The sequence below is a fragment of the Sphingomonas melonis DAPP-PG 224 genome (genome assembly GCF_000379045.1).
Lineage (GTDB): Bacteria > Pseudomonadota > Alphaproteobacteria > Sphingomonadales > Sphingomonadaceae > Sphingomonas > Sphingomonas aquatilis.
Genome location: NZ_KB900605.1, coordinates 1,320,494 through 1,345,153, shown reverse-complemented (window position 1 = coordinate 1,345,153; position 24,660 = coordinate 1,320,494). Strand labels below are relative to the sequence as shown.

Genomic DNA, 24,660 nt, shown 5'->3' with positions numbered 1-24,660 from the left:
AAGCCGTCCAAATCCTATTCTAGGGAGCTTCCAATGCGTGCAACCATCTCCAAGATCCTGACCGGCTCGCTGATCGCCGGCGCCGCTCTCGCCGTGTCGGCCTGCGGCCCGAAGACCGAGACGACCACCGAGAACACCATGGTCACCGACATGAACTCGACCGACGACATGGGCACCATGAGCGACAACATGACCGCCGTCGACGGCGCGTCGAACGGTGGCATGATGGCCAACGACACCATGATGGCGAACGACACCATGATGACGTCGAACACCACCACGACCACGAACGCGATGTAAATTCCCGCTTCGGGTTATTTCATTTGCGAAACGGCCGTCCGGGCAACCGGGCGGCCGTTTTCGTATCGGCGCGCCTGGCGGCAGCTTTGGCACAGACCCATGGCCGAACAGGGCAACGCTTTGGCGCATTCGCGACGAAATTTGGCGGAACATGCTTAATCAGGGATTGGGTCGCCCGCCAAAACCATCTAGAATTGCCCGATATTGCTTCGGCGAGGATGGGTTCAGATGAGTAAGTTGCGGATGGGGCTCGCGCTGGGATGCGCGGCGACCAGCCTGGTGGCGGCGGCGCCCGCGTCGGCGCAGTTCTTCCTGCGATCGCACGATTATCACGGCGAGGAAGTGACGGGGACGGAAGCCAATCTGGGCCAGGTTCTGCCCGGCGCCACACCCGTGGAGCTGCGCGCCGCGATGGCGTGGAACCTGCGTGCGGCGCTCAACGTCGCGGCGCTGCAATGCCAGTTCGAACCGACGCTGCTGACGCGCGAAAACTACAATGCGGTGCTCCTCGACCATAAGGATGAGCTCGCCGGCGTCTGGCAGACGCTGACGAAATATTTCACCCGCACGTCGAAGACCCCGCGCGACGGGCAGAACGCGCTCGACCAGTTCGGCACGCGCACCTATTCGAATTTCGCCACCGTCTCCGCCCAGCTCAACTTCTGCCAGACCGCCAGCGAGATCGGCCGCGATGCCGTCTTCGCGCCGCGTGGCGGCTTCGGCCCGCTGGCGCTGTCGCGCATCCGCGAATTGCGCAACAGCCTGACCCCCTACGGCGAACAGCATTTCCAGCGCTACCTGGGCCGCGATTACGCCTCCAAGCCGCGGTTCGACCCGATCTGCTGGAACAAGAAGGGCGAATGGGTCACCAAGAAGTGCGGCGCCTTCGCCTGGCCGCCCGCCGCCCCGACCACGGTCGCGGCCACCGCAAAGGGCACCGAGACGGCGCAGCGATGAATTGACCACCGGCGTCGATGTTGAGGGCGGCGCTGGTGTTATTCGCGCGCGATGACCGGCGCGCCGGCTTGGCATGCCGCCAGCGCCTGGCGGGCAAGGTCATCAAGATAGGCGTTGTCCGATGGCTCGGTCCACGGGCGGAGCAGGTCCACCAACGACGGAGCGGCGATCGTCGCCGCCGCTTCGAACACCGGTGCCGGGACACAATCACCCGACAATGCTTCAATAACAAAGGGTAGCGCGACCGACGGATCGCGCAGCGCCAAGCCGGCCAGCGCTTCGGCGCGCACGGCCGCATCCGGATCGGCAACAGCAGCCAGCAGCGCCTGCCGGACCTCCCACGTATCGGCATCGTCCTGCGCCAAAAGCATCGTCGCCCAGTCGCGGTTCGACAGATCGTCATCCTGCGTGAGCGCGATAAGCCGACGCATGTTGGCGTCCGCAAAAGGCGAACCGGACAGCGGAATGTCGTCGGCAATGACGGCTTTTAGAAAATCGGACGTGGGCTCATAACGCGTGGTCATGACTGCCTTCTAGCAGAGGCTGGGTCATGTCCGATATGCGGTGCCCCAGCCCCCCGCCCCTATCGCAACCCCAGCAGCTTGTGCGTCTGGAGCGACAGCCGCCAGTGCGGGCGCTCCATCACCAGCGCGATCGCAGCGTCGACGTTCGCCTGGCCGGCGGCATCGTCCATCGGCTGGAGCAAACGGTGCGCAAAGTCCCAGGTTTCGATCGCGTCGATGTCCGTGCCCGGCTGCGGCCAGACGAGCTTCAATTCGTCGCCCGATCGCTGCACCACCTCGCTCCCCGCCTTGGGGCTAATGCACACCCAGTCGATACCGGGGTGGACGGGCAGCGTGCCGTTGCTCTCGATCGCGATGCGAAAGCCCGCATCGTGCAACGCATCGACCAGCGCATCGTCGACCTGCAACATCGGCTCGCCGCCGGTCAGCACGACGAAGCGATGCGCCTGCCCCGCGCCCCAGAAGCCCGCGACCGCCGCGACCAGCGCGCCTGCGTCCGCGAACTTGCCGCCGCCGAGGCCATCGGTGCCGACGAAATCGGTGTCGCAGAAGCGGCAGATCGCGGAGGCGCGATCCTGCTCGCGCCCGCTCCACAAATTGCAGCCGGCAAAGCGCACGAACACCGCGCGCCGGCCGGCGTTGACGCCCTCGCCCTGGAGGGTGAGGAACATCTCCTTGACCGCATAGCTCATCGCATCACACCCGGACGGCGTAGACCGTGGGATCGGGAATCCCTGCGTCCTCGAACCCCTTGGACCGCAGGCGGCAGCTGTCGCAGGTTCCGCAATGCACGCCGCCCGGCGCGGGATCGTAGCACGACCAGCTCAGCCCCATGTCGACGCCCAGCCGCTGGCCCTCGCGCACGATATCGGCCTTGGTCATATGCTGGAGCGGCGCGTGGATCGCGAAGCGCTGGCCCTCGACGCCCGCCTTGGTGGCGATCTCCGCCAGCCCTTCGAACGCCGCGATGAACTCCGGCCGGCAATCGGGATAGCCCGAATAATCGAGCGCGTTGACGCCGATGAACAGGTCGCGCGCGCCCGCCGCCTCCGCCCAGCCGAGCGCGAGGCTGAGGAAGATCGTATTGCGCGCAGGGACATAGGTGACGGGAATGCCGCCGCCCTCCTCGGTGCCGACGCCGTCCTTGGGCACGGCGATATCGTCGGTCAGCGCCGATCCGCCGAAGGCCGACAGGTCGAGCGGCAGGATGATATGGCGTTCGGCGCCGAGCACATTGGCGACGCGGCGCGCGGCCGCCAGCTCGACACGGTGGCGCTGGTTATAATCCACCGACAGCGCGAGCACGCGATACCCCTGCTCGCGCGCGCTGGCGGCGGAGATCATCGAGTCGAGCCCGCCGGAGACGAGCACGACGGCCAACGGTGCGGCCTGGTTCTGGTTCATCATGATCCGCCGCCCGCTAGGCGAATCGCGGCCAAAAGAAAAGGCCCGCACGGGGGGCGCGGGCCTCAAAGGGAAGGGCGCAAGCGCCCTTTTAGGGAGAAAAGCGTGCCACGCTGAAGCATCCACACGCCTGTATTAGCGGGAAATCCTTACCATCCGGTGCAGATTCGCCCCATGGCTCACGCCACCGCGGCGGCATCCGCCGGAATGGGGAATTTGGTCGCGCAGAACGCGCAATCGACCTGGATCAGCCCATTCTCGTCCGCCATCTCGCGCCGTTCCTCGGGCGTGAATTTGGCGAGCACGCTGGCGATATAGTCGCCGGTGCAGCGGCAGCCGCGCGACAGCGGCGTCGAGGCGAGTGCGCGCACCTCTTCCTCCTCGTTGAACAGGCGCCAGACCAATGTTTCGAGCGGCAGCGCCGGATCGGCGAGTTCGTCGACGCCCATCGTCCGGCCCAGCGCCTCGACGTGCTCCCATTCGGGATGGTCGAGCCGCGTGTGCAACCGCTCGCGCCCCACCTCGCCCTCGGGCAGGTGTTGCAGGAACAGGCCGCCGGCGATCGTATGCCCATCGCCGTCGCGCGCGATGCCGACGCTGACCAGGCTCGGGATCTGCTCGGACTGGACGAAATAGCTTTCGGCCGCCTGCGCCAGCGTGTCGCCGTCCAGCGGCACGATGCCCTGATAGCGCTCGCCGGTGGTGGCAAGATCGAAGGTGATGGCGAGATAGCCCTGGCCGAACAGCGCGAACAGCGTCGGCTTTTCCGGCATTTCAGCGAACTTGTCCGCGTCGTAATCGATATAGCCGCGCACCTCGCCACCGCGATAGTCGCACACCAGCAGGCGGACGACGCCGTTTTCGGTGCGCGTCTGCATCGTCAGCTGGCCGCTCGGGTCCTTCAGCGTCGAGCCGATCAGCGCGGCAAGCGTCAGCGCCTCGGCGAGCAGCGCCTCGATCGCGGGGGGATAGGCGTGGGCGGCAAGCACGCTGTCGAGCGCCGGCCCAAGCCGCAAAACACGGCCGCGCGCCGAGCGGCTGGGGATCGCGAAGCCGAGCGCGCGATCGAGATCGGTAGTGGATTGTTGCATGCTCGCGAGATGGGGCGTGGCACGGCGAGGGTCAACCGGGGGGCCGTACCGACCCTCAACCTTCCGCGGCTTCGCCGCTCCCTCCCTCTCCCACCGGGAGAGGGAAGAGGCGCGCAGCGCCGAAGGGTGAGGGCGGGTGCGGAGCGGTGGTTACAGCCTTACCGCCGCACGGCCTTCGCCAGCGCCCGCAGCCGCGGATGCCCCATCGCCCGCTTCGCCACCGCCACCGCACCATCGAACCCCGCCAGCGCCGCCAGAGTCGCGCGATTGGCCAGCGTCGGCGTCAGCACCAGCAGATCAACGCATTCCACCCCGCCGGTCGCGAACAGCCGCTTGTGCTGCCCCTCCCCTTCGGTGAAATCGAATCGCGCGAACCGATCGTGGAACAGGTCCTCGAACGCCGCCGCCTGCAGCACCGTGCCCGGCGACAGATCGCCGAACGCCGGATCGTGGCCGACATAATCGTAGCGCAGCGCGTGCCCCTCGGCCGTGCAGCATAGATAGGCCGCCGGCGCTCCGCCGATCAGCAGCAGCCAGGCGCGCAGGCCATCCGCCGCCGCCAGCGCGCGCAGCCGTGCGACCGCCTCGGGCGCGGCGGGCAGGCCCGAATCGAGCAACCGCTCCTGATAGGTTCGTGCCGAAATACCGCGCGCGATCGGGTGAAAGGCATCGAAGTCCGCCGCGTCGCGATAGGCACGCACCGCCATCCCCGCCGCCGCCACCTTCTTGGCCTTGCGCCGCAGCGTCGCGCGCGCCGATCCCGACAGGCTCGCCAGCCACGCCGCATGCCCGATCGACAGGTCCGTGTAATAGCGCGTGTAGCGCTGGCGCACCCGCACGATCCGCCCGCTCGCGGGAAGCGTATCGGCGAGTGCCGCGGGCAGCGAGGTCACCAGATAGCCATCGCCCTGCGCCGGCGGCAACGTCGGCAGCGCTCCGGCCAGCACGTCATCCAGCGCCAGCGCCACGCGCACCAGATCGCGCCGCACAGTGGCGAGCGTCCGCGCACCCACCTGAAACCGTAAGGCAATCGCGCTCACCGGCGCCGTTCCGACACCCAGTTCGACCAGGCCTGCTCCGCCTGCCGCGCCCGGCGGCGCCACAAGGCCGGGCCCAGCGGCCGGTCGTCCGCATCCAGCGCCAATACGGGCCGGTCCGCGAAATGCCGCGTCGGCAGCTCCGCCGCGCGCTCGGCCAGCCGCCGGCACAGCGCATCGAAGCGCCGGACATGCACCGCATTGGCATGCGTGCCGGCGCGATTGGCGAGTTCGAAGCCATGGCTGACGATCGTCACCGCCTGATGCGCCTCGGCCATTGCATGATCCAGCGCCGCCGCCGCCTCATGCCGCGACAGCGCGCACAGCTGGAACGTGCGCAGCCGCCCGGGCAGTTCCTCGATCACCGTCACCGGCACCTCGACCAGCTGCCGCATCACCGGCGCGATCTGCGTCGGTGCCAGCCGGATGCGGCTGACCTGCGCCTCGCCGCCATTGTGGCTGCTGTCATAGACGAAGCCCAAGTCGGCAAGCGCACGCAGCGTGTCGTCGTTCGCGGAATAGCTGCCCGCGCGAAACGCGATCGGCGGCGGTGCGCCAGCCGCGACCAGCAGCTCGGTCGCAGTGACGAGCAAGTCGCGCTGCTCGTCGGCTCCATATTCGTGCAGCTGGAACCGGCCGTAACGGGTCTTGCGATCGCTCTCGTCGGCCCCGCGCCAATTGGGGTGGATGTGCAATTGCACCTCCTGCCCCGCCGCCAGGATCGTCTCCACCATCCGCCGCACGGGATCGATGCCGAATACCAGCGCCGGCATCGGATCGACGAAGAAGCACGCCTTCAGCCCGTGGCGGGCCAATTGTGCCAATTGAAAGGACAGCCCCACCCCCGCCGGCTCGATCGAACGGGCATAGATCGTATCGACGTCATATCCCGCGGCATAATGGCGCCACGCAAATTCGACATCGACGGTCAGGAAGACGGAGGTCGTCATCCCCTCCGCCCTACCCGTAGCCGATGAACAAATGCCTAGGCCGGGTCATATATCAGACCAAAATGGCCGTAACAAATTATGTCTCGGCCGCTCTTGCGCCGCCCCCCATCGGCTTGCCATGCACCGATCACGCAAAACCACCATCGTGGACCCGCTTGATCGCGTAGGGCGACCCGGCCCGGTCGCCCTCCCGCGTGGCGGCAAGAGCCATCACGGCTGGATGCCGTAGCGCTTGTAATCCTCGTCGATCCGCGGGTTGATCAGGCGCGCGGCGGCGAGATCCGCCTTGCCTTCGGCCTTGCCCTGCCGCCCCAGGATCAGCCCGCGCATGTACAGGCTCGCCGCCAGCCCCGGCGCATTGTCGAGCGCGGCGTTGAGGTCGGCGAGCGCATCGTCGAAGCGGTTCATGCGAAAGAACACCATCGCCCGGCTGTCCAACGCCGCTGTGGTCGAATCGCTGAGCTCGATCGAGCGCGTGCAATCCTTCAATGCGGTATCGAGCGCGACGTTCAGCGTGCCCTTGATCCAGCATCGGCTGTTGAGCAGCCGCGGATTGCCCGGCCCTGCCGCCACCGCCTGGTCGATCGCCGCAATCGCTCCGTCCTTGTCGCCGGTGCGTGCGAGCACGTCGGCCTTCAGCGCGATCATGCCCGGCTTGCTCTTGCCGCCCGCGTCGATCCGTTCCTGCACCAGCTCGATCGCCGCGTCCTTCTCGCCGCGATCGGCGCGCAGCGTCGCCAGCGCCTCGACGGTATCGTCGTCCGACGGGTCGATGCCGCGCGCGGCGGTCAGATCGGCGAACGCCTTGCTGAGGTCGCCGGTCTGCCGATACAGCGCGGCGCGCCGGGTATAGGTGCTGGCATCGGGCGTGATCGCGATCGCGCGCGTCAGATCGGCGATCGCCTTGGGCCGGTCGTACGTCTGCTCGTAGAACCAGGCGCGATTGGTATAGACTTCCGCCTTGTCGGGCTGGTCGGCGACGCCGCGATCGTACAGCGCGGCGAGCTTGGCGAACCCACCGGCGCGTTTCGTCGCCTCCACCCGGGCGGGCAGGTTGGGCAGATCGGCGGGCGCGACGACGCTCAGCAACCGGTTCTTGGCGGCGCTGATCGCGGCCCGGTTGGCGGCGATCTCGTTGGCGGGCACTTCGGCGCCCGACAGGACCGACCGGTCGTCGATCGTCACCACGCCATTCGCCTCCGCAACGGTCCGCGTCACCGTCACCCCCGCCATCGGCTTGGCGAAGCTGCGATCGCCCTCCAGCGTATAGCCCTTGCCGCTATCGGGCAGGCGGATGCGGGTGAGGCTGCGGTAATAGGCCGCGTCGCCCGTCGCAACCGGCATCGCCGCCCAGGCCGCGCGCGCACGATCGGGTTCGAACGTCATGCCCGCCACCGTCCGGTCGATCACGCTGCGATAGCGTTGGTCGACGCGATTCCAGTCGGGATAGGCGATGCCGGTGACGGTCACGGTGGCCAGGCCCGTCGCGGCGTCATATTTCAACGTGCGGTCGACCACGGTCGCGGAGCCAATGATCCCCTGCGTCATCTTGTCCGCCATCTTGCGGATATCCTCGCGGCTCGCCTGCGCCTGCGCCGCCTGCAGCATCTGGCCGATGCGACCGCGCAGGTTGACCGTCGCGGTCAGCACCGCCGGCAGGTCGACACCCGCACTCTCATCCAGATCGATCGTCGCCTCGATATGCGGCCGCGCCGGCGTGCGCATCGGCAGCGCGAGCAGCGGCGCTCCCGCCGCACGCACCGGCAGCGTCCAACGGAACGGCGGTGTATCGCGCAGGTCGGCCAGCCGGGCGCCGGCATCGGTGCCGTCCAGCCACAAGGTTTCGCCGTTCACGCTCGCGCGCACCAGGATATGATCGAACGCGCCAGGCGTCGGCAGGCGATCGGGCAACAGGTCGCCCAGCTTGCTGCTCGCCAGCACGGGCTCCGCCTCGATATCCAGCGCGCGCAGGATCGACAGCAGCAGCAAGGTCTTCGCCTTGCAGTCGCCATAGCGCAGCTGCCACGTCTGCGCCGGGCTCTGCGGCTTGTAATTGCCCTGGTCCATGCCGTTGAACAGATAGCGGACCTGTTCCTGCACCAGTTGCAGCGCCGCCGCCGTCCGCTGCATCGGGTCGCTGCTCGCCGCCTTGATCTTCGCGACCTCCGCGGACAGCGCCGGATCGGCGGCGATCAGCCCGTCGGTCGTATAGAGCGGCGCCATCACCTTCGACACCGCCGCCCAGTCGGCAAAGCTCGTCGCCTCCAGCAGCCCCAGACGCTGGAACCGCACCGGTACGTCATTGGGCAGGTCGGACTGCTTGGCCAGCGGCAGTGGCACGCTGATCTCGCGATAGCCGCCGACGACGCTCTCCACCGGCTTGGGCGCCTCGGCATAGAGTTTCCAGCGCACCTGATCCGTCGCCGGCCACAGCACGCGGGCCCGCGCATAGCCGATCTTCAGCGGCGCCGACGGCAGCGGCTGGAAGCCCTGCATCGCACCCTGCAACACCGCGTCCTTGCGCGTGATCGAGACGACGACATGCAGGATATCGCCGACGCGCAGCCCCTCCACCGCCATCGTCGCGGTCAGCATGCCGTCCAGCTGGCGCTGTTCCAGCTTCTGTTCGCGACGCAGCACGTCGAACCCCGCCTTAGCGCCAGCCGCGTTCGCCTTCAGCAGGTCGATACGCTCGGGCCCGCGGATGATCTCGGCGCGGTGGACGATCAGGTCGCCCGCCGCCGGCTGCCATTGCAGGCTGACCGTCCCCGCCTGCCCCAGCATTTCGGCCGTCGCGATCCGCGTCGCGGTATCGGTATATTGCCACACCGTGCCGCCCTCCAGCCGCTGCTGGTTGTCGAGCACCATCAGCACCGGCGAATCGGGCGTGACGCTGGCGGGATCGACCCCCGGCGCCGGCTTCACCCAGGCCGGCACCGGCTGGTACAGCACCTTGTCGGCCGCCTGCGCCGCCCAACTGGTCGACCCGAACAGCGCCACCAGCGCCAGTCGCCGCATCTTCATCATAATCCCCCCTGCCATCCCAAAAGCAGATGACGTCACACCACACGCCGTTCGTGCTGAGCCTGTCGAAGCACGCCCCTCCCCAAGCATGACGCTCGCGGCGACGGGCCCTTCGACAGGCTCAGGGCGAACGGTGCAAGCGATCACCCCCGGATGACCCCCGCCCCCGATATCGATCAGTCTAGCGACCCACGATGCAGCGGCAACGCAGAAAAGATGAGGATGCGGTGGAAGAACACTTATCGCTCTTCTTCGTCACCCCGGACTTGGTCCGGGATCCACTCCGCGGCGAGGGGGACGGCAGGAGGTTCTTGCCACCCCCTAGCGGCCCGGTGGACCCCGGACCGAGTCCGGGGTGACGGGGGGAGTTACATCACCGCGCGTGGTAGAAGTCGTACACCTGCTGCGCGACGCCCGCCGACACGCCCGGCGCCTTCTTCAAATCCTCCAGGCTCGCATTGCGTACCGCACGGCCGGTGCCGAAGTGCATCAGCAGCGCCTTCTTACGCGCCGGCCCGATGCCGGGCACCTCGTCCAGCGGGCTCGCGCCGATCGCCTTCGCGCGCTTGTCGCGATGCGCCCCGATCACGAAACGGTGGACCTCGTCGCGCAGCCGCTGGAGGTAGAACAGCACCGGCGCATTGACCGGCAACTGGAATTCGCGCCCGTCGAGCAGGTGGAACACCTCGCGCCCCTCACGGCCGTGGTGCGGCCCCTTGGCGATACCGACCAGGCACACGTCCTCAATCCCCAGATCCTCCAGCACCGCCTTGGCCGCGCCGAGCTGCGGCTTGCCGCCGTCGATCAGCACCAAGTCGGGCCAGGTCCCGTCATCGCGGTCGGGCGCTTCCTCCAGCTGGCGGGCGAAGCGGCGGCGGAAGACCTCGCGCATCATGCCGACGTCGCTGTCGGTCGCCGCCTCATTTCCCTTGATGTTCCACTTGCGATACTGGCCCTTGCGGAACCCCTCCGGCCCCGCGACGACCATCGCGCCCACGGCGTTGCTGCCCTGGATGTGGCTGTTGTCGTAGATTTCGATCCGGTCGGGCGGGTCGCCCAGGTCGAACAGCTCCGCCACCTCCCGCAGCAGCCTGGCCTGCGTCGTGCTCTCCGCCAGCCGCCGCTCCAGCGCCTCGATCGCATTGCGCTTGGCCTGGTCCATCAGCCGGCGCCGGTCGCCGCGCTGCGGCACCGACAGCGCGACCTTGTATCCCGCGCGCTCGCCCAGCGCCTCGCCCAGCAGCGCGCCCTCGCCCAGCTCGCGGTCGAGCAGGATCGTCTTGGGCGGTGGCACTTCCTCGTAGAATTGGGTGAGGAAGCTCGCCAGCACCTCATCCTCGGGCACGTCGTTGGTGTGCTGCGGGAAGAAGCTGCGATGCCCCCAATTCTGGCCACCGCGGATGAAGAAGGCCTGGATGCCGATCACCCCGTCTTTGCACGCCAGAGCGAAGACGTCGGCATCGCCCACGCCCTCCGCATTGATCGCCTGCGTGCCCTGCACGAACGTCAGCGCCTTCAACCGGTCGCGCAGCAGCGCGGCCAGTTCGAAGTCCATATTTTCCGCCGCCGCCTGCATCTGCGCGCCGAGCTTGGCCTGCACCTTGGTCGACTTGCCGGCCAGGAAGTCGCGGCAGTCGTCGACCAGTTCCTTGTACCCGTCCTTGTCGATCCGCCCGACGCACGGTGCCGAGCAGCGCTTGATCTGGTACAGCAGGCACGGCCGATCGCGCGTCTTGAAGAAGCCATCGGTGCAGCTGCGCAGCAGGAACAGCTTTTGCAGCGCATTCAGCGTGTTGTTGACGCTGCCCGCACTGGCGAACGGCCCATAGTAATTGCCCGGCGCCCGCCGCGCCCCGCGATGCTTCTGGACGCGCGGAAAATCATGGTCGCCGCGCAGCAGGATGAACGGGAACGACTTATCGTCGCGCAGCAGCACGTTGTACGCGGGGCGGTAGCGCTTGATGAGCTGCGCCTCGAGCAGCAGCGCCTCCGCCTCGTTGTTCGTCGTGACGATCGTCATCGACCGCGTCTGCGCGATCATCCGCTGGAGGCGCTTCGTCAGCCCCTTCACCTGCGTATAATTCGCCACCCGCTGCTTCAGCGAGCGCGCCTTGCCGACGTATAGCACGTCGCCCTTGGCATCGTGCATGCGATAAACGCCGGAGCGCGTCGGCAGCGTTTGCAACACGTTACGGATGGCGGCGACCCCCGCCTCGATATCGGGGGTATCCGATCCGCGGACGGCGTAGGTGGCGCGTTCTTCGTTGAATCGATCGGGCGGACCGTAGGACGACATGCCCGCCATGTAGGAGTCGGCCGGGGTCGGGGCTAGAGGTTAACGCCCGCTCGGCAATCCCTTGCGCGACACCGGTGGCGGCGCGCCTCCGCCCAGCGCGGCGAGATCATAGGCGAGCTTGCCCATCAGTTCCGCCGTCATCTGGCCGCCGCTCAATGGCGCGAGCCGGCGCAGCGACAGCGCCTGGAACTTGGACAGATTCTCGTCGTCGCTGAGCCCCGGCATATCCTTATCGAGTACCGCCTTCGCGCGGGGATCGGCGAGCAGGTCGACGATCGGCGTGTCGAGCGAGAAATGCGCGCGGGATGCCGGGGCGGCGGCTGCTGGACTTGGCGCTTCCGCCGGCGCGGGCGGCGATTCGGTCGCGGTATCCGGCTTCGCCTCGACCGGTTGCGCCTCGGGCTTCGGCGTCTCTTCGGTGGCGGCTTTGGGTTCGGCCGGGGCAGTGACCGTCTCGTCCGCCGGGATGTCGAGCGAGAATTTCCCCGCACGGTCCGCCGCTTGCGTCTGGGTTCCGATCAACAGCAACGACAGCAGGATCGACATGGCTACACCTCACCTCGCGCCGTGGCGCGTTGGGGACCTGTAGCACCGCCTGTCATTCCTCGTCACCCCGGACTTGGTCCGGGGTCCACCGGGCCGCGAGGGGTTGGCAAGAGGCTCAGGCGATCCCCTTGCCGCGAAGTGGACCCCGGACCAAGTCCGTGGCGACGGCGATGGTAAGGTCATCGCCCCTCACGCCTGCGCGAACAGCTTCGTCCCCACGATCCCCACCACGGTCACCGCCATGAAGCACGCCTGCACCAGACTCACCTTGTCGCCGAACAGCAGCACGCCGCCGATGATGACGCCCACCGCGCCGCAGCCGGTCCACACCGCATAAGCGGTGCCGGCGGGCAAGCCCCGCATCGCCAGCGCGAGCAGCCCCATGTTCACGAACGACAGCACGATCGGCACCGCCGACGCCTGCCACGTCGCGAGCGTCGCCGCCCATTTCAGGCTGAGCGCCCAGCAGATTTCGGTAAAGACGGCGATTGCGAGGATAAGCCACGACATCGGATTGCTCCTGTGCGGGCTCGGACAGATGGGACGGCGCCGGAAACCCGTGAAGAGACGCACGTCGGAAAAGAAAGTCCTCCCCCGCCAGGGAGGACCGGGTTGAGCATGCCCCGCATGCTCAAGGATCGTCCGGGGGACGATCAGACCCGGTCCTGGGGCCCGTTCGGCGCAAGCCGAATGGTGGAGGGGGAGGTAAGGAACGCACGCCGTTACGCAGCGCGCCGCTTACCTCCCCCTCCGTCACCGCTACGCGATGACACCTCCCCCTGGCGGGGGAGGACTATGGTCAGTTCGGCCGGCCCAATCCGGCGATCGAGCGATCGATCATCGCGCGATCGGCATCGGCGTCGAGCTTTTCGGCGATCACCAGCGCGGCCGCCTTGGACGCGGTCTCCGCCGCCAGCGCGCGGACTTCGGCGATCGCGGCGCGTTCGGCGGCGGCGATCTTGTCCTCGGCGCGCTTGGTGCGGCGGGCCATCAGCTCCTCCGCATCGTGCTTGGCCTTGGCGATGATCTGGTTCGCCTCGGCCTGGGCATGCGCCCGCATCGTCGCGGCGTCGGCCTCGGCGGCCTTGGCCTTCGCATCATATTCGCCCCGCAGCCGCTCGGCCTCGGCGCGCAGCGCCTTGGCTTCGTCGAGCTGGGCGCGCACGCCGGCGATCTGCTTGTCCAGGCTCGCAGCGATCTTCGCCGGCACCTTCACGATCAGCATGCCGATCAGCACGACCAGCGCGGCGATCCCGACCCAGCCGGTGGTGTTCAGGCCGAGCGCCTTCGGCTCCTCGACATGATGCGCCGCGGGTTCGGAGACGTTGGCGGTCAGCTGGCTGCCGTCACGCACGTTTTGCGGCTGCAAACCCTGTGCGTCGGCGGCATGGGCAAGATTGGCGGCGATGGCGGCGTCGCTGGGATCGCCAACCTGGGTCGGGGCGGGATTAGCCATGCGCGTTGCTCCTGCGCACCGCATCCGCGGCGGCATCGATGCCGACGGTCAGGCCCGACACCTTGGCCACCAGATCCTGCGTCACCTCGGCGGCGACCGCCTGCAGGTTCAGCATCGCCTGCGCCTTGGCATTGCCGACTGCGAGGTCGTGATGCGCGAGACGTTCGGCGAGTTCGACGTCGATCGACTTGATCTGGCTTTCGGTCGCCTTGACCGCCTGCGCCTTGGCAGCGGTGGTCTCGGCATGCGCCGCGGCGCGCGCCTCGTCCATCTTGGCGCGCCAGGCCGCTTCGACCTGGTCGGCGGCAAGGCGGGCTTGTTCGGCCGCGGCAAGGTCGCCCGCGATCTGGCCTTCACGCGCGTCCACGGTCGCCATGACCTTCGGGACCATCATCTTGCCGATCCCGAAATACAGGATGCCGAAGGTGATGAGCAGCCAGAAGATCTGCGAAGCGTAGGTGGCGGCGATCTGGGATATCTGGGGCATGCGCGTCCTCTAAGCGGTCGGCCGGGCGATCAGCCACCCGGCCGGTCACTCGCGATTAGTTGGCGACGAACAGCAGGATGATCATCGTCACGAAGGCGAGCAGGCCGAGCAGCTCGGCGCCCGCGAAACCGATGAACAGACGGCCCTGCTGGCTGTCCGCCGCACCCGGATTGCGCAGCGCGCCTTCGAGGAACTTGGCGAACACGTTGCCCACGCCCAGCGAGGCAAGGCCCATGCCAATCGCGGCCAGGCCGGCGCCGATCATCTTGGCGGCTTCTGCGTCCATGTCAAAACTCCCGTATCAAACAGTTGGGTTGAAACTAAAAACGAAACTCAGTGCAGGTTGACGGCGTCGTTCAGATACACGCTCGTCAGCAGCGCAAAGACATAGGCCTGAATCGCGGCGACCAGCAGCTCGAGCAGCGTGATGCCGATCATCAGCACGAAGCTGGGCAGCGACACGAGCAGGCCGTAACCGACGCCGAGGTTCATGCCGGTGATCACGAAGGCGGCCAGCACCTTCAGCAGGATGTGCCCCGCGGTCATCGCGACGAACAGTCGCAGACCCAGCGAGAAGGGGCGCACCAGGAAGCTCATCAGCTCGACGATGAAGATCAACGGGATCATCAGCGGCGGCGTGCCGTGCGGCACGAACAGGCTGAAGAAGTGGAAGCCGTGCTTGCCGAAGCCCACGATCAGCACGATCGAGAAGCTGATGATCGCCAGCACGCCGGTGACGGTCAGGTGGCTGGTGACGGTGAACGGATGCCAGCCCGGCACGACGCCGACCGGCGACAGGCCCCACAGGTTGGCGAACAGGATGAACATGAACAGCGAGAAGACGTAGGGCACGAAACGCTTGCCCGCCGGCCCGACGTTCGACGTCAGCATGTTCGACACGAAGCCGGTGAAGCCTTCGACCGCGGCCTGCCAGCGGCCGGGGACGAGCTCGCGCTTCATCCCGCCCAGCATGAACAGCCACAGGCTGACCAGCGTCACGACCATCCACAACGCGGAGTTGGTGAACGAGATGTCGTATCCCGCGACGACCCAATGCCGACCGAACAGGGGTTCGATCAGGAACTGGTGCATCGGATCGATTCTGCTGCCCGATTCTGCCGCCACGTGTGGCCTTTCGCTCCCTGATACGACAAACGCCCGGTTTACTCCGGGCGCTCGCCTGCAATCCGTAAGATCTGCCTGAACGCGACCGCGATTCCGAGGAACAGCATCACGATCAGCGCCCATGGGGTCGTGCCGAACCAGCGGTCGATACACCAGCCGATCAGGGCACTGCCGACGAGGCTTCCGATCAAGGCGGCGAGCACGCGATTGCCGAGCGAATATCCCGCATCGGCCGTCGGCGCCCCCTGCCCCGTCCGCAGCGCTTCGGCGTGCCGGGCTTCCCTCAACCGCTCGTCGAGCGCGGAAAGCCGCGGATCCTCCGCGCTGGTGAAGTCTCGTCCGGTATCGTCATCCGCCACGCGCATCCCCTCGCCTGTATCGTTCAACCGGGGGAGAAAGCGCGCAGGGCGACCGATCCCGCCAAGGCGTGGTCCGTTTAGGTGGGGGTGCCGAGGGTGTCAACCGGTGAGTAACCCACAAGCAATTCCTCCCCCGCCAGGGGGAGGGGCGTCCTCACACCACCGTTCGCCCTGAGCCTGTCGAAGGGCGCGTTGCCACGAGCGTCACGCTTGCGGAGAGCCGCCCTTCGACAGGCTCAGGGCGAACGGAACACAGATTCGTCCGCGCCTCCAGCGATCACTCGCACCGCCCTCACCCTTCCGCGCCTTCGGCGCTCCCTCCCTCTCCCGGCGGGAGAGGGAAGGGGCCCGCCCGGCGCAGCCGGGTGGGAAGGGTGAGGGTCGACAGCGGGTCTACCGCGTCACTTGCACCGCCCGTCCAGCTCCGGCGTGCCGGTGTTTTCCTTCCACTGGCCCGACGGCGTCTTGTACATCTCGCCCACCGGCACGCGCGCGACGAGGTTGCAGCCGGTGGTGAAGGCGAATTGCTCGACCGTCGAACCATTGGCCTGCGCGCTCTGCGTATAGGCCGCCTTGCGCTTGATGTTGATGTCGCGAACCAGCGCCTGGATCGCGGGGCCGCCCTTCACCACGCCGAGATAGCCATCGGGCTGTTCGCCGACTTCCTTCGCCTCGCGTGCCGCCGCATAGGCCGGGTCGCGCTGCGCGAACGCCGCGCCCGACAGGCCCGCCAGCGCCATGGCGGCGGCTCCGATCATCATCATGGTCTTGGTCATCAGAAAATCCCCGGTTGCTTGTCGATCAGCGCCTTCGCCTCGCCGTCCAGGCGGTACACCACCTGCTGCGTGACGCTGATGTTGAGGTTGATCTGGATCGGCTTTTCGGGCGCGGACACGTTGATGCAGCCGCCCAGCGTCGCCGCCATACCGATCCCGGCCATCCCCATCGCGATCCGCAATGTCGTGATTCGCTTCACCATCTTCAATCCTGTTTCGGTTGTGGCACGGGTGCGCTTGCGGGAGGCTGAATGACCGCCTTGCGCCGTTCGCGGTCGATCAGCTGGGGCAGCAGGCGACTCGGGTCGTAGAAGCTTTGCGCACTGTCCAGCAGCCCGCGGAACGGCGCCTTGATCGTGATGTTGAACACGAAGGGCAGCTTTTGCAGCCGGCGGACGATGAAATTGCTCTTCGCGCCTTCGCCCTGCGTCACTCCGGCAAAGCGCACCGCGGTCACCATCTCGCCCGCCAGGGGGCCGTTCATGGATATGGTGAGGTTGCGATAGCGCAGCGATTTGAGCGCCTGGAACGCGATATTGCCCCAGATGCCCAGATCCTTCTGCGTCAGGTCGCCGACATAGGCGATGCTGCCCCCGCCCGGCCGCACCGTCAGCCGCCCGCCTTCGATCCGCCCGCCGGTGTCGTCGAAGATCATCGGCAGCTCGCCATCGAAGATGCCGGTCGCATCGAGGTTCTTGAAGTCGAACTGCTGGAGAAACTGGTCCGCCGCCACCCCGTCCAGACGGAAGGTCAGCCGCCGCTGGCCCGCCTGCGCGAAATCGAGCGTCGTCGGCAGCAGCGTCATCGTGCCGCCCGCGAACGGCCAGACGCCGCTGTCGATCTGCACGCGCTGTTCGGGCAGCAATTGGTAGACGATCGTCCCGTCGGTCACGGCGATGCCGGGGTTGATCGTCTTCACCGTCGCCACCAGCCCCGGCGCGCTCGCCAGGCTGAGCAGGTCGCTGAAATGGATCGTTGTGCTCAGACCCGACACCGGGCCGAACGCCGCGGCCAGCGCCGCATCCTTGGTCGCGAAGGTGCCGGTCGAGGTGACGCCCTCGGGCGTCCAGCCGATATGCGCATTGCCGGTGACGGTCGCCCGCACCTCGGCGACGACGCCGAAGGTCAGGCGGGTCAGCAGGTCGGGCTGGACATCCTTGGTGAAGACGATGCCCGGCACCGTGAGATCGGCGGTGCCCGCCCCCGCCGACAGGCGATGGACGATACGCACGTCGGCGACCTTCACCGCCTTCGTCGGTTCGTACAGCGTGCCCCCCGCGGTGATCGTGCCATCGGCGAGGCGCAGCGTGACATCGCGCGCCGCCAGCGTCTTGAAGCGCGGATCGGCCGCGGCATCGTCCACCGTCATCGCGCCGGTCAGCGCCAGCACGCCGCCGCGCAGGTTCCAGTCGCCCGCCGCCGCGCCCAGCAGCAATGGCACGTTGCCGATCTGGCCCGATCCGCCCGCGAACTGACCGGCGACACCGCCACCCGCGATCCGGCCGGTCAATTGCCCCAGGTCGATCCGCGTCACCCGCTCCGGACTGCCCAGCCGCGCCGCGACGCCGCTCAGGGCGAACCCATTATCCTCCAGCCGCAACTCGCTGCCGCTTGCCGCCAGCGTCAGCGGCGTGCCGCCCAGCCGCCCGGTCAGCCGCGTCGCGGGCAGGCGCACGCCGCCGCCGATCCGCTCGCGTTCCACCGTCACCACCGCCGCCGCACCACTGCGCGGGCACACGCGCGTCCCCACCGGATCGAGCACCAGCCCCGCCACCGCGAGCCGTTGGATCGCGACGGCCACGCACCCCGGATCGACGCGCAGCCGCCCGCGCCCGTCCCAGTCGAGGTCGAGCGGCGCCTGCAACCCGTCGATCCGCCCGTCGCCGAGCGGCCCGCTGAGGTCGATCCGCGTCGTGATCCGCGTCACGCCGCCGCTGCCCGCGCTGAACGTCACGGGGGCCAGCGCCAGCCTTGCCCCACCCGCGGCATAAGGCGCGACGATCGCGCGTCCGCGGATCGGCGCGCCCGCGCGGGCCTGTGCCAGCTGCACGTCCGCCTGCGGCAGGCCACCGCCCGCGATCTGCACCGCGGTATCGATATGCACGCGCGCCTGCGGCCAGCCGTATGCGATGCCGCTGCCGCCCCCCAGCCGCAGCCGCGCGCCGCTCGCCGCCGCCAGCGCCGCGCGCGTCACGCGCAGCTGGCCGCTGCCACCCGCTTGCCGCACCGCCAGATCGGCGCTGCCGTCGATCGCCTGCCCCGCTTGGCGCAGCGCCAGGCTGAACTGCCGCACCAGCGGCGCGACCGGCGATCCCGCGCCCGTCCGGGCGTCGAGCACCGCCAGCATCCGCGGCGCGATCTGCCCGCCGGCCACCGTCACCGTACCCGCAAACAGCTGTTCCGCCCCGATTCGGTAGCGCCCCTGCACCGCCAATGTGTGCGCCGCGCCACCCGGCGCACGCACCGCCGATGCGGCAAGGTCCGCCTGCCCCTCGGTCGCCGTCGCATTGCCGTCGAACGTCGCCGATCCCGTCAGCCGCGCCGCACCCGCGCCGCCGCCCGCCACCGCCCCACTCGCCAGCCGAGCCGAACCGCGCCACGCATCGAACGCCGACGACAGCCGCGCGTCGATGTCGGCCGCCACATCCGCGATGCGGCTCGTTCCGCACGCGCCGCGCGCCAATCGCACCGGCCCGGCCACCGTCGGCGCGCCCTTGGCGACCGTCACGCGCAGCGCCGCCTGCACCCCGCGCGCGACGCAATCGTTCAGCCGCAGCGTATCGCCCACCAGCGCGACATTCCCCGCAAAGCCGTCGTCCAGCCGCCCACGCCCGCTGACCTTCAGCCCCAGCACGCCCGCCGGCGTCTCGACCCGCAGCCGCGCATCCTCTGCATCGACGAACAACGCCGGCAGCGCGAAGGGCGTCGCCTGGCCCGACGGCGCCGGCAGCAGCCGGTCGATCGCCCCGAACGACAGCTTGCCGCCCACCCAGCGCGCGCGCAGCCGGACATGCCCCGCCCGCACGCCGACCACCTTGGCGCCGTCCAGCCCGATCCGCGTCTCCGCCTCCAGCCAGTCGGCGACGAGGTCGGGGTCGGCTGGATCGCCGAGCACCACATTCTTAAGCCGCTGCCGCCCCGTCCCGAACGTGCCGATCGTATAGCGCGCCGGGACGCCCAGCTTCGCCAGTTCGCGGTCGATGACGCGCGCCGCGATCGGCCGCCGCACGCTCCACAGCGCGATCAGCGCCGCCAGCACCACCAGCGCCACGCCGAGCGCGATGCTGCGGCGCCGGCTGAACGCACCGAAGCCCCGTCGCCGGCGGGGCAGCGTCTCGCGCGGCGGGTGGGCGGCATCGTCCATCACCGCCTTCATAGGCTTGGGCCAAGCGCGGGCGCAATCGTTGCACCCGCTCCGGCCGCGTCATAGGATCGCAGGCCATGCCCCCCGCCCCGCCACCTGACGACACCGCCGGTCACCGCAAGCGCCTGCGCGGGCGGCTGCTCGCCGGGGGCGGCGACGCGCTGCTCGACCACGAGCTGATCGAATATCTGCTCACCCTCGCGCTGCCGCGCATCGACACCAAGCCGATCGCGAAAGCCCTGTTACGCGAATTCGGCGGGATCGGTGGGCTGTTGACCGCCGATCCGGAAGCGCTCGCCCGCGTGCCCGGCGTCGGCGACAGCGCTGCGGCGGCGATCAAGATCGCGCACGCCATCGCGATCCGGCTGCTGAAGGCGGAGGTCGCCGAGCGCCCCGTGCTCGGCAATTGGCAGGCCTTGCTCGACTATCTGCGCGCCGACATGGCGCATCACGTCATCGAACGCTTCCGCGTCCTCCACCTCAACACCCGCAACATGCTGATCCGCGACGAGGTGATGAGCGAAGGCTCGATCGATCAGGCCGCCGTCCACGTCCGCGAAGTGATCCGCCGCGCGATGGACCTGGGCTCGGCGGCGATCATCCTCGTCCACAATCACCCCTCGGGCGATCCCTCCCCCAGCCGCGCCGATGTGGCTATCACCCGCGCCATCGCCGACGCCGGCGCGCCGATGGGGATCGTCGTCCACGATCACATCATCATGGGGGTCAGCGGCCACGTCAGCCTGAAGGCGCAGGGGTTGATCTGACCCCCCTCGTCACCCCGGCGTGACCTTTACACTCCGTCACCCCGGCCTTGAGCCGGGGTCCCGCTTCTCCCGCCTCCGAAGGTTAGCTGGACCCCGGATCAAGTCCGGGGTGACGGAAGGAAAAGCCGCCCGCCCCCTCAAAAATCCGGCGCCGGATCGGCCGGCCCCACGATCGTCGCAGGCACGTACATCCGCCCGCCATTGGCGAAGTTCAGCGTCAGGTTGAAGATCTTGCCCGGCTTCGCCCGCGGGTTGATGTCGAACAGCATCACATGCTTGCCCCCCGGCGCGAACACCACCTTGGCCCCTGCCGGCACCGCCACGCTGGCCAGCGGCTTCATCCCCGCCATGCCGCCCGCGCCGCTCATGCTCTCGTGAATCTCGGCGCGCACCGCGACATCGGCGCTGACGTCGATCAGCGTCGCATCGCTGCGGCCGCCATGCAGCGTGAAATAGGCCGCCCCCGGCCGCCCCGGCGCGGCAGGCAGGCGGATCCACGCATCGTCCGCGGTCACGCGATCCGGTCCGCCACAGCCCGACAGACCCGCGGCCATCACGCCCGCCAGAACCATCGCCCGCAAAGCCTCGCGCCGTCGCATGTCCATATCCCTTCCCGAAACGGGATCGTTTCACCCGCAGTTCCTATGGCCCGCCCCGTCTTGCGGCAAGCGCAACCCCACCTATATCGCGCCCATCAACGGGCACCTTTCGTCGCCGTAACGGGGCAAAGGGTTCCCTTCTCGTTTGTATTTTTTTGTTCGTGAGGGGCTCAGCAAGCACACATGGCTAAAGTAATCGGTATCGATCTCGGCACCACCAACAGCTGCGTCGCAGTGATGGAAGGCGGCAAGCCCAAGGTGATCGAGAATGCGGAAGGCGCGCGTACCACGCCGTCGATCGTCGCCTTCGCCAAGGACGGCGAGCGTCTGGTCGGCCAGCCGGCGAAGCGCCAGGCCGTCACCAATGGCGACAACACCATCTTCGCGGTGAAGCGCCTGATCGGCCGTCGCTTCGACGATCCGATCACCAAGAAGGACACCGAGCTGGTTCCGTACAAGATCGCACGCGGCCCGAATGGCGACGCGTGGGTTTCGGCGGGCGGCAAGGATTACAGCCCGTCGCAGATTTCGGCCTTCACGCTGCAGAAGATGAAGGAAACCGCCGAATCGTATCTCGGCGAGACGGTCACGCAGGCGGTCATCACCGTGCCGGCCTACTTCAACGACGCGCAGCGCCAGGCGACCAAGGACGCCGGCCAGATCGCAGGGTTGGAAGTGCTGCGCATCATCAACGAGCCGACCGCGGCGGCGCTGGCCTATGGCCTCGAGAAGCAGGACGGCAAGACGATCGCGGTCTATGACCTCGGCGGCGGCACGTTCGACGTCTCGATCCTCGAGATCGGCGACGGCGTGTTCGAGGTGAAGGCGACCAACGGCGACACCTTCCTGGGCGGCGAAGACTTCGACAACAAGCTGGTCGATTATCTGGCCGAGGGCTTCAAGAAGGATGAGGGCATCGACCTCACCAAGGACAAGCTCGCGCTGCAGCGCCTGAAGGAAGCCGCGGAAAAGGCGAAGATCGAGCTGAGCTCGGCCGCGTCGACCGAGGTCAACCTGCCCTTCATCACCGCCGACCAGAACGGCCCGAAGCACCTCGTCAAGACGATCAGCCGCGCCGACCTCGAGCGTCTGGTCGACGACCTGATCAAGCGCACGATCGAGCCGATGAAGAAGGCGCTGGCCGATGCCGGCGTCAGCACCGGCGACATCAGCGAAGTCGTCCTCGTCGGCGGCATGACCCGCATGCCGAAGGTGCGCGAGGCGGTGAAGCAGTTCTTCGGCAAGGAGCCGCACACGGGCGTCAACCCGGATGAGGTCGTCGCGATGGGCGCCGCCATCCAGGCTGGCGTGCTGCAGGGCGACGTCAAGGACGTGCTGCTGCTCGACGTGACGCCGCTGTCGCTGGGCATCGAGACGCTGGGTGGCGTGTTCACCCGCATGATCGACCGCAACACGACGATCCCGACGAAGAAGTCGCAGACCTATTCGACCGCCGACGACAACCAGGGCGCGGTGACGATCCGCGTGTTCCAGGGCGAGCGCGAGATGGCGGCGGACAACAAGCTGCTCGGCCAGTTCGACCTGGTCGGCATCCCGCCGGCGCCGCGCGGCGTGCCGCAGATCGAGGTCACGTTCGACATCGACGCCAACGGCATCGTCAACGTGTCCGCCAAGGACAAGGGCACGGGCAAGGAACAGCAGATCCGCATCCAGGCCTCGGGTGGTTTGTCGGACGCCGACATCGACCAGATGGTCAAGGATGCCGAGCGCTTCGCCGAAGAGGACAAGAAGCGTCGTGCCGGCGCCGAGGCGAAGAACAACGCCGAATCGCTGATCCACACCACCGAGCGTCAGCTCGCGGACAATGGCGACAAGGTCGATGATTCGCTGAAGTCGGAAATCCAGTCGGCGATCGACGCGGCCAAGGCGGCGGTCGAGGGCGGCGATGCCGACCAGATGAACGAAAAGGCGCAGGCGCTCGCGCAGGTTGCCATGAAGCTCGGCCAGGCGATCTACGAAAAGTCGCAGGCGGCAGAGGCGTCGCCGCAGGGCGATGCCGGTACCGAAGCGCCCAAGGACGACGTGGTCGACGCCGAATTCTCGGAAGTCGACGACCACAAGGCGTAAAAGCCACACCGTCCCCCTGCCCGCACAACACATGCTTCGGCGTGACTTTTGTGACTTTCCGGCAGGGGGACAACGGGTGGAACGTGGGGTGACAGAGAGATGAGCAGCCACCCCATCCGGTCCGTGTTTCGAACACGCGGGCCGCATGTGGTATCGGCGTTATCCCCTCCCGTTCGCCCTGAGCCTGTCGAAGGGCAGGTGGGACCCACCGTGCTTCGACAAGCTCAGCACGAACGGCGGTTTGCGGATTGGATCGGGACCACCGGATCATCTCGCGCTAGAGGACGGGCATGAGCACCACAGTCGACTATTACGAGCTGCTCGAATGCGAGCGGAATGCCGACGGCGCGACGATCAAGTCGTCGTACCGCAAGCTCGCGATGAAATACCATCCGGACAAGAACGCCGGGTGCAAGGATAGCGAAGCGCGCTTCAAGGCGATCAGCGAGGCCTATGACGTCCTGAAGGACCCGCAGAAGCGCGCCGCCTATGATCGCTTCGGCCATGCCGCCTTCCAGAACGGCGGCGGCGGTGGCGGCGGGGCGCAGGACTTCGGCGGCTTCTCCGACATCTTCGAATCGGTCTTCGGCGAATTCATGAACGGCGGCCGCGGCGGCGGGCGTCAGCAGCAGCGTCGCGGTGCCGACCTGCGCTACGACATGGAAGTGACCCTCGAAGAGGCCTATCATGGTAAGGCGACCGAGATCACCGTCGACGTCTCGGCGCAGTGCGACACCTGCCACGGCTCGGGCGCCAAGCCCGGCACGCATGCCTCCACCTGCCGCCATTGTAATGGCCATGGCAAGGTGCGCGCGCAGCAGGGCTTCTTCGTCGTCGAACGCGCCTGCCCGGTCTGCCAAGGCTCGGGCGAGATCATCGCCGATCCCTGCCCCGATTGCCGCGGCGAGGGCCGGATCGAAAAGACCAAGACGCTCAGCGTCAACGTCCCCCCCGGCGTCGACGAAGGCACGCGCATCCGCCTCAGCGGCGAAGGCGAGGCCGGTCCGCGTGGCGCCCCTCCGGGCGACCTCTACATCTTCCTCCACGTCGCGCGGCATCCGATCTTCGAACGCGAGGGCACGACGCTGTTCGCGCGCGCGCCGATCAGCTTCACCACCGCGGCGCTGGGCGGCACCTTGTCGATCCCCGGCCTCGATGGCGCCCGGCACGACATTAAGATCCCCGCCGGCATCCAGTCGGGCAAGCAGCTGCGCCAGCGCGGCGCCGGCATGCCCGTGCTGCAAGGCCGCGGCCAGGGCGATCTCGTCATCCAGATCGAGGTCGAAACCCCGACCAAGCTCTCGACCCGCCAGCGCGAACTGCTCGAACTGTTCCGCGAAACAGAAACCGGCGACGAATGCCCCGAAAGCCAGGGCTTCTTCGCCAAACTGAAGAGCGTCTTCGCGGGCGAATAAGCCGGGATAGGGGGCGGCGGGGCGCATGCTCCCCCATCCCGTCACCCCGGACTTGATCCGGGGTCCCGCTTCTTCCCCTCAGCAGAAGAAGCGGG

At 68.0% G+C, this 24,660-nt stretch carries 24 protein-coding genes; 5 read left to right on the top strand and 19 right to left on the bottom strand.

All coding sequences use genetic code 11. From position 1 onward, the window contains the following. The first annotated feature begins 33 nt into the window (after positions 1–33). Together SPHME3_RS0106730 and SPHME3_RS0106725 are read left to right on the top strand one after the other, a co-directional pair. On the top strand, positions 34–300 hold the full coding sequence (locus tag SPHME3_RS0106730) for a hypothetical protein (protein ID WP_017979986.1): 267 nt from the start codon (positions 34–36) through the stop codon (positions 298–300). Positions 301–528: 228 nt separating this feature from the next. Further along, complete coding sequence (locus SPHME3_RS0106725; protein WP_024310360.1) at positions 529–1,257, top strand: hypothetical protein; 729 nt, start codon at positions 529–531, stop codon at positions 1,255–1,257. Between the two features lie 38 nt (positions 1,258–1,295). Here the strand turns inward: SPHME3_RS0106725 and SPHME3_RS0106720 are convergent, their stop codons facing one another. The 18 genes from SPHME3_RS0106720 to SPHME3_RS0106635 form a co-directional block, all read right to left on the bottom strand. Continuing rightward, a complete protein-coding gene (locus SPHME3_RS0106720; RefSeq protein ID WP_017979988.1) occupies positions 1,296–1,781 on the bottom strand; it encodes a hypothetical protein in 486 nt (161 codons plus the stop codon). 59 nt (positions 1,782–1,840) lie between these two features. After that, positions 1,841–2,473, bottom strand: coding sequence for a 7-carboxy-7-deazaguanine synthase (gene queE / locus SPHME3_RS0106715; protein ID WP_017979989.1), 633 nt, complete (start codon positions 2,471–2,473; stop codon positions 1,841–1,843). Positions 2,474–2,477: 4 nt separating this feature from the next. Continuing rightward, the gene (queC, locus tag SPHME3_RS0106710) at positions 2,478–3,188 is read right to left on the bottom strand and encodes a 7-cyano-7-deazaguanine synthase QueC (protein WP_017979990.1); all 711 of its coding nucleotides are present in this window, start codon (positions 3,186–3,188) and stop codon (positions 2,478–2,480) included. A gap of 176 nt (positions 3,189–3,364) precedes the next feature. Then, on the bottom strand, positions 3,365–4,276 hold the full coding sequence (gene hslO / locus SPHME3_RS0106705) for an Hsp33 family molecular chaperone HslO (protein ID WP_018250633.1): 912 nt from the start codon (positions 4,274–4,276) through the stop codon (positions 3,365–3,367). Positions 4,277–4,434: 158 nt separating this feature from the next. Further along, positions 4,435–5,316, bottom strand: a complete 882-nt coding sequence (locus SPHME3_RS0106700; protein WP_024310359.1) for a GNAT family N-acetyltransferase — start codon at positions 5,314–5,316, stop codon at positions 4,435–4,437. Next, positions 5,313–6,263, bottom strand: coding sequence for a polysaccharide deacetylase family protein (locus SPHME3_RS0106695; RefSeq protein ID WP_017979993.1), 951 nt, complete (start codon positions 6,261–6,263; stop codon positions 5,313–5,315). Before SPHME3_RS0106695 ends, SPHME3_RS0106700 begins: the two co-directional genes overlap by 4 nt. Positions 6,264–6,473: 210 nt before the next feature. Continuing rightward, entirely contained in the window at positions 6,474–9,290 is a 2,817-nt protein-coding gene (locus SPHME3_RS0106690) for a DUF3857 domain-containing protein (RefSeq protein ID WP_018250632.1), read from the bottom strand. A gap of 370 nt (positions 9,291–9,660) precedes the next feature. Continuing rightward, the gene (uvrC, locus tag SPHME3_RS0106685; protein ID WP_020486601.1) at positions 9,661–11,583 is read right to left on the bottom strand and encodes an excinuclease ABC subunit UvrC; all 1,923 of its coding nucleotides are present in this window, start codon (positions 11,581–11,583) and stop codon (positions 9,661–9,663) included. Positions 11,584–11,622: 39 nt separating this feature from the next. After that, entirely contained in the window at positions 11,623–12,129 is a 507-nt protein-coding gene (locus SPHME3_RS0106680) for a hypothetical protein (RefSeq protein ID WP_017979996.1), read from the bottom strand. 189 nt (positions 12,130–12,318) lie between these two features. Continuing rightward, positions 12,319–12,639 carry a DMT family transporter gene (locus SPHME3_RS0106675; RefSeq protein WP_017979997.1) on the bottom strand — a complete coding sequence of 107 codons (321 nt, stop codon included), beginning with the start codon at positions 12,637–12,639 and terminating at the stop codon, positions 12,319–12,321. 289 nt (positions 12,640–12,928) lie between these two features. Beyond that, a complete protein-coding gene (locus SPHME3_RS0106670) occupies positions 12,929–13,585 on the bottom strand; it encodes a F0F1 ATP synthase subunit B family protein (protein ID WP_017979998.1) in 657 nt (218 codons plus the stop codon). Next, on the bottom strand, positions 13,578–14,072 hold the full coding sequence (locus tag SPHME3_RS0106665; protein WP_017979999.1) for a F0F1 ATP synthase subunit B family protein: 495 nt from the start codon (positions 14,070–14,072) through the stop codon (positions 13,578–13,580). The genes SPHME3_RS0106670 and SPHME3_RS0106665 overlap by 8 nt, the downstream gene beginning before the upstream one ends. Positions 14,073–14,127: 55 nt before the next feature. Further along, the gene (locus tag SPHME3_RS0106660; protein ID WP_017980000.1) at positions 14,128–14,358 is read right to left on the bottom strand and encodes a F0F1 ATP synthase subunit C; all 231 of its coding nucleotides are present in this window, start codon (positions 14,356–14,358) and stop codon (positions 14,128–14,130) included. Positions 14,359–14,405: 47 nt separating this feature from the next. After that, entirely contained in the window at positions 14,406–15,197 is a 792-nt protein-coding gene (locus SPHME3_RS0106655; RefSeq protein WP_017980001.1) for a F0F1 ATP synthase subunit A, read from the bottom strand. A 38-nt stretch (positions 15,198–15,235) separates the two neighbouring features. After that, positions 15,236–15,562: an AtpZ/AtpI family protein gene (locus SPHME3_RS0106650; protein WP_017980002.1), complete on the bottom strand. Its 327-nt coding sequence runs from the start codon at positions 15,560–15,562 to the stop codon at positions 15,236–15,238. A 395-nt stretch (positions 15,563–15,957) separates the two neighbouring features. After that, the gene (locus SPHME3_RS0106645; RefSeq protein ID WP_017980003.1) at positions 15,958–16,332 is read right to left on the bottom strand and encodes a YdbL family protein; all 375 of its coding nucleotides are present in this window, start codon (positions 16,330–16,332) and stop codon (positions 15,958–15,960) included. After that, a complete protein-coding gene (locus tag SPHME3_RS19990; RefSeq protein WP_017980004.1) occupies positions 16,332–16,535 on the bottom strand; it encodes a YnbE family lipoprotein in 204 nt (67 codons plus the stop codon). The genes SPHME3_RS0106645 and SPHME3_RS19990 overlap by 1 nt, the downstream gene beginning before the upstream one ends. Before the next feature lie 2 nt (positions 16,536–16,537). Next, the gene (locus SPHME3_RS0106635; protein ID WP_231376745.1) at positions 16,538–19,696 is read right to left on the bottom strand and encodes a YdbH domain-containing protein; all 3,159 of its coding nucleotides are present in this window, start codon (positions 19,694–19,696) and stop codon (positions 16,538–16,540) included. Between the two features lie 77 nt (positions 19,697–19,773). Between SPHME3_RS0106635 and radC the strand changes: the two genes are divergently transcribed. Beyond that, positions 19,774–20,463 carry a RadC family protein gene (radC, locus tag SPHME3_RS0106630; RefSeq protein WP_017980006.1) on the top strand — a complete coding sequence of 230 codons (690 nt, stop codon included), beginning with the start codon at positions 19,774–19,776 and terminating at the stop codon, positions 20,461–20,463. Positions 20,464–20,600: 137 nt separating this feature from the next. Here radC and SPHME3_RS0106625 read toward each other — a convergent pair whose 3' ends face one another. After that, positions 20,601–21,062, bottom strand: a complete 462-nt coding sequence (locus SPHME3_RS0106625) for a copper chaperone PCu(A)C (protein WP_231292054.1) — start codon at positions 21,060–21,062, stop codon at positions 20,601–20,603. 183 nt (positions 21,063–21,245) lie between these two features. On the opposite strand from SPHME3_RS0106625, the gene dnaK reads away from it, so the two are divergent. Further along, positions 21,246–23,150: a molecular chaperone DnaK gene (gene dnaK, locus SPHME3_RS0106620; RefSeq protein WP_020486602.1), complete on the top strand. Its 1,905-nt coding sequence runs from the start codon at positions 21,246–21,248 to the stop codon at positions 23,148–23,150. Between the two features lie 290 nt (positions 23,151–23,440). After that, positions 23,441–24,565 carry a molecular chaperone DnaJ gene (gene dnaJ / locus SPHME3_RS0106615; protein ID WP_017980009.1) on the top strand — a complete coding sequence of 375 codons (1,125 nt, stop codon included), beginning with the start codon at positions 23,441–23,443 and terminating at the stop codon, positions 24,563–24,565. Positions 24,566–24,660: the final 95 nt, after the last annotated feature.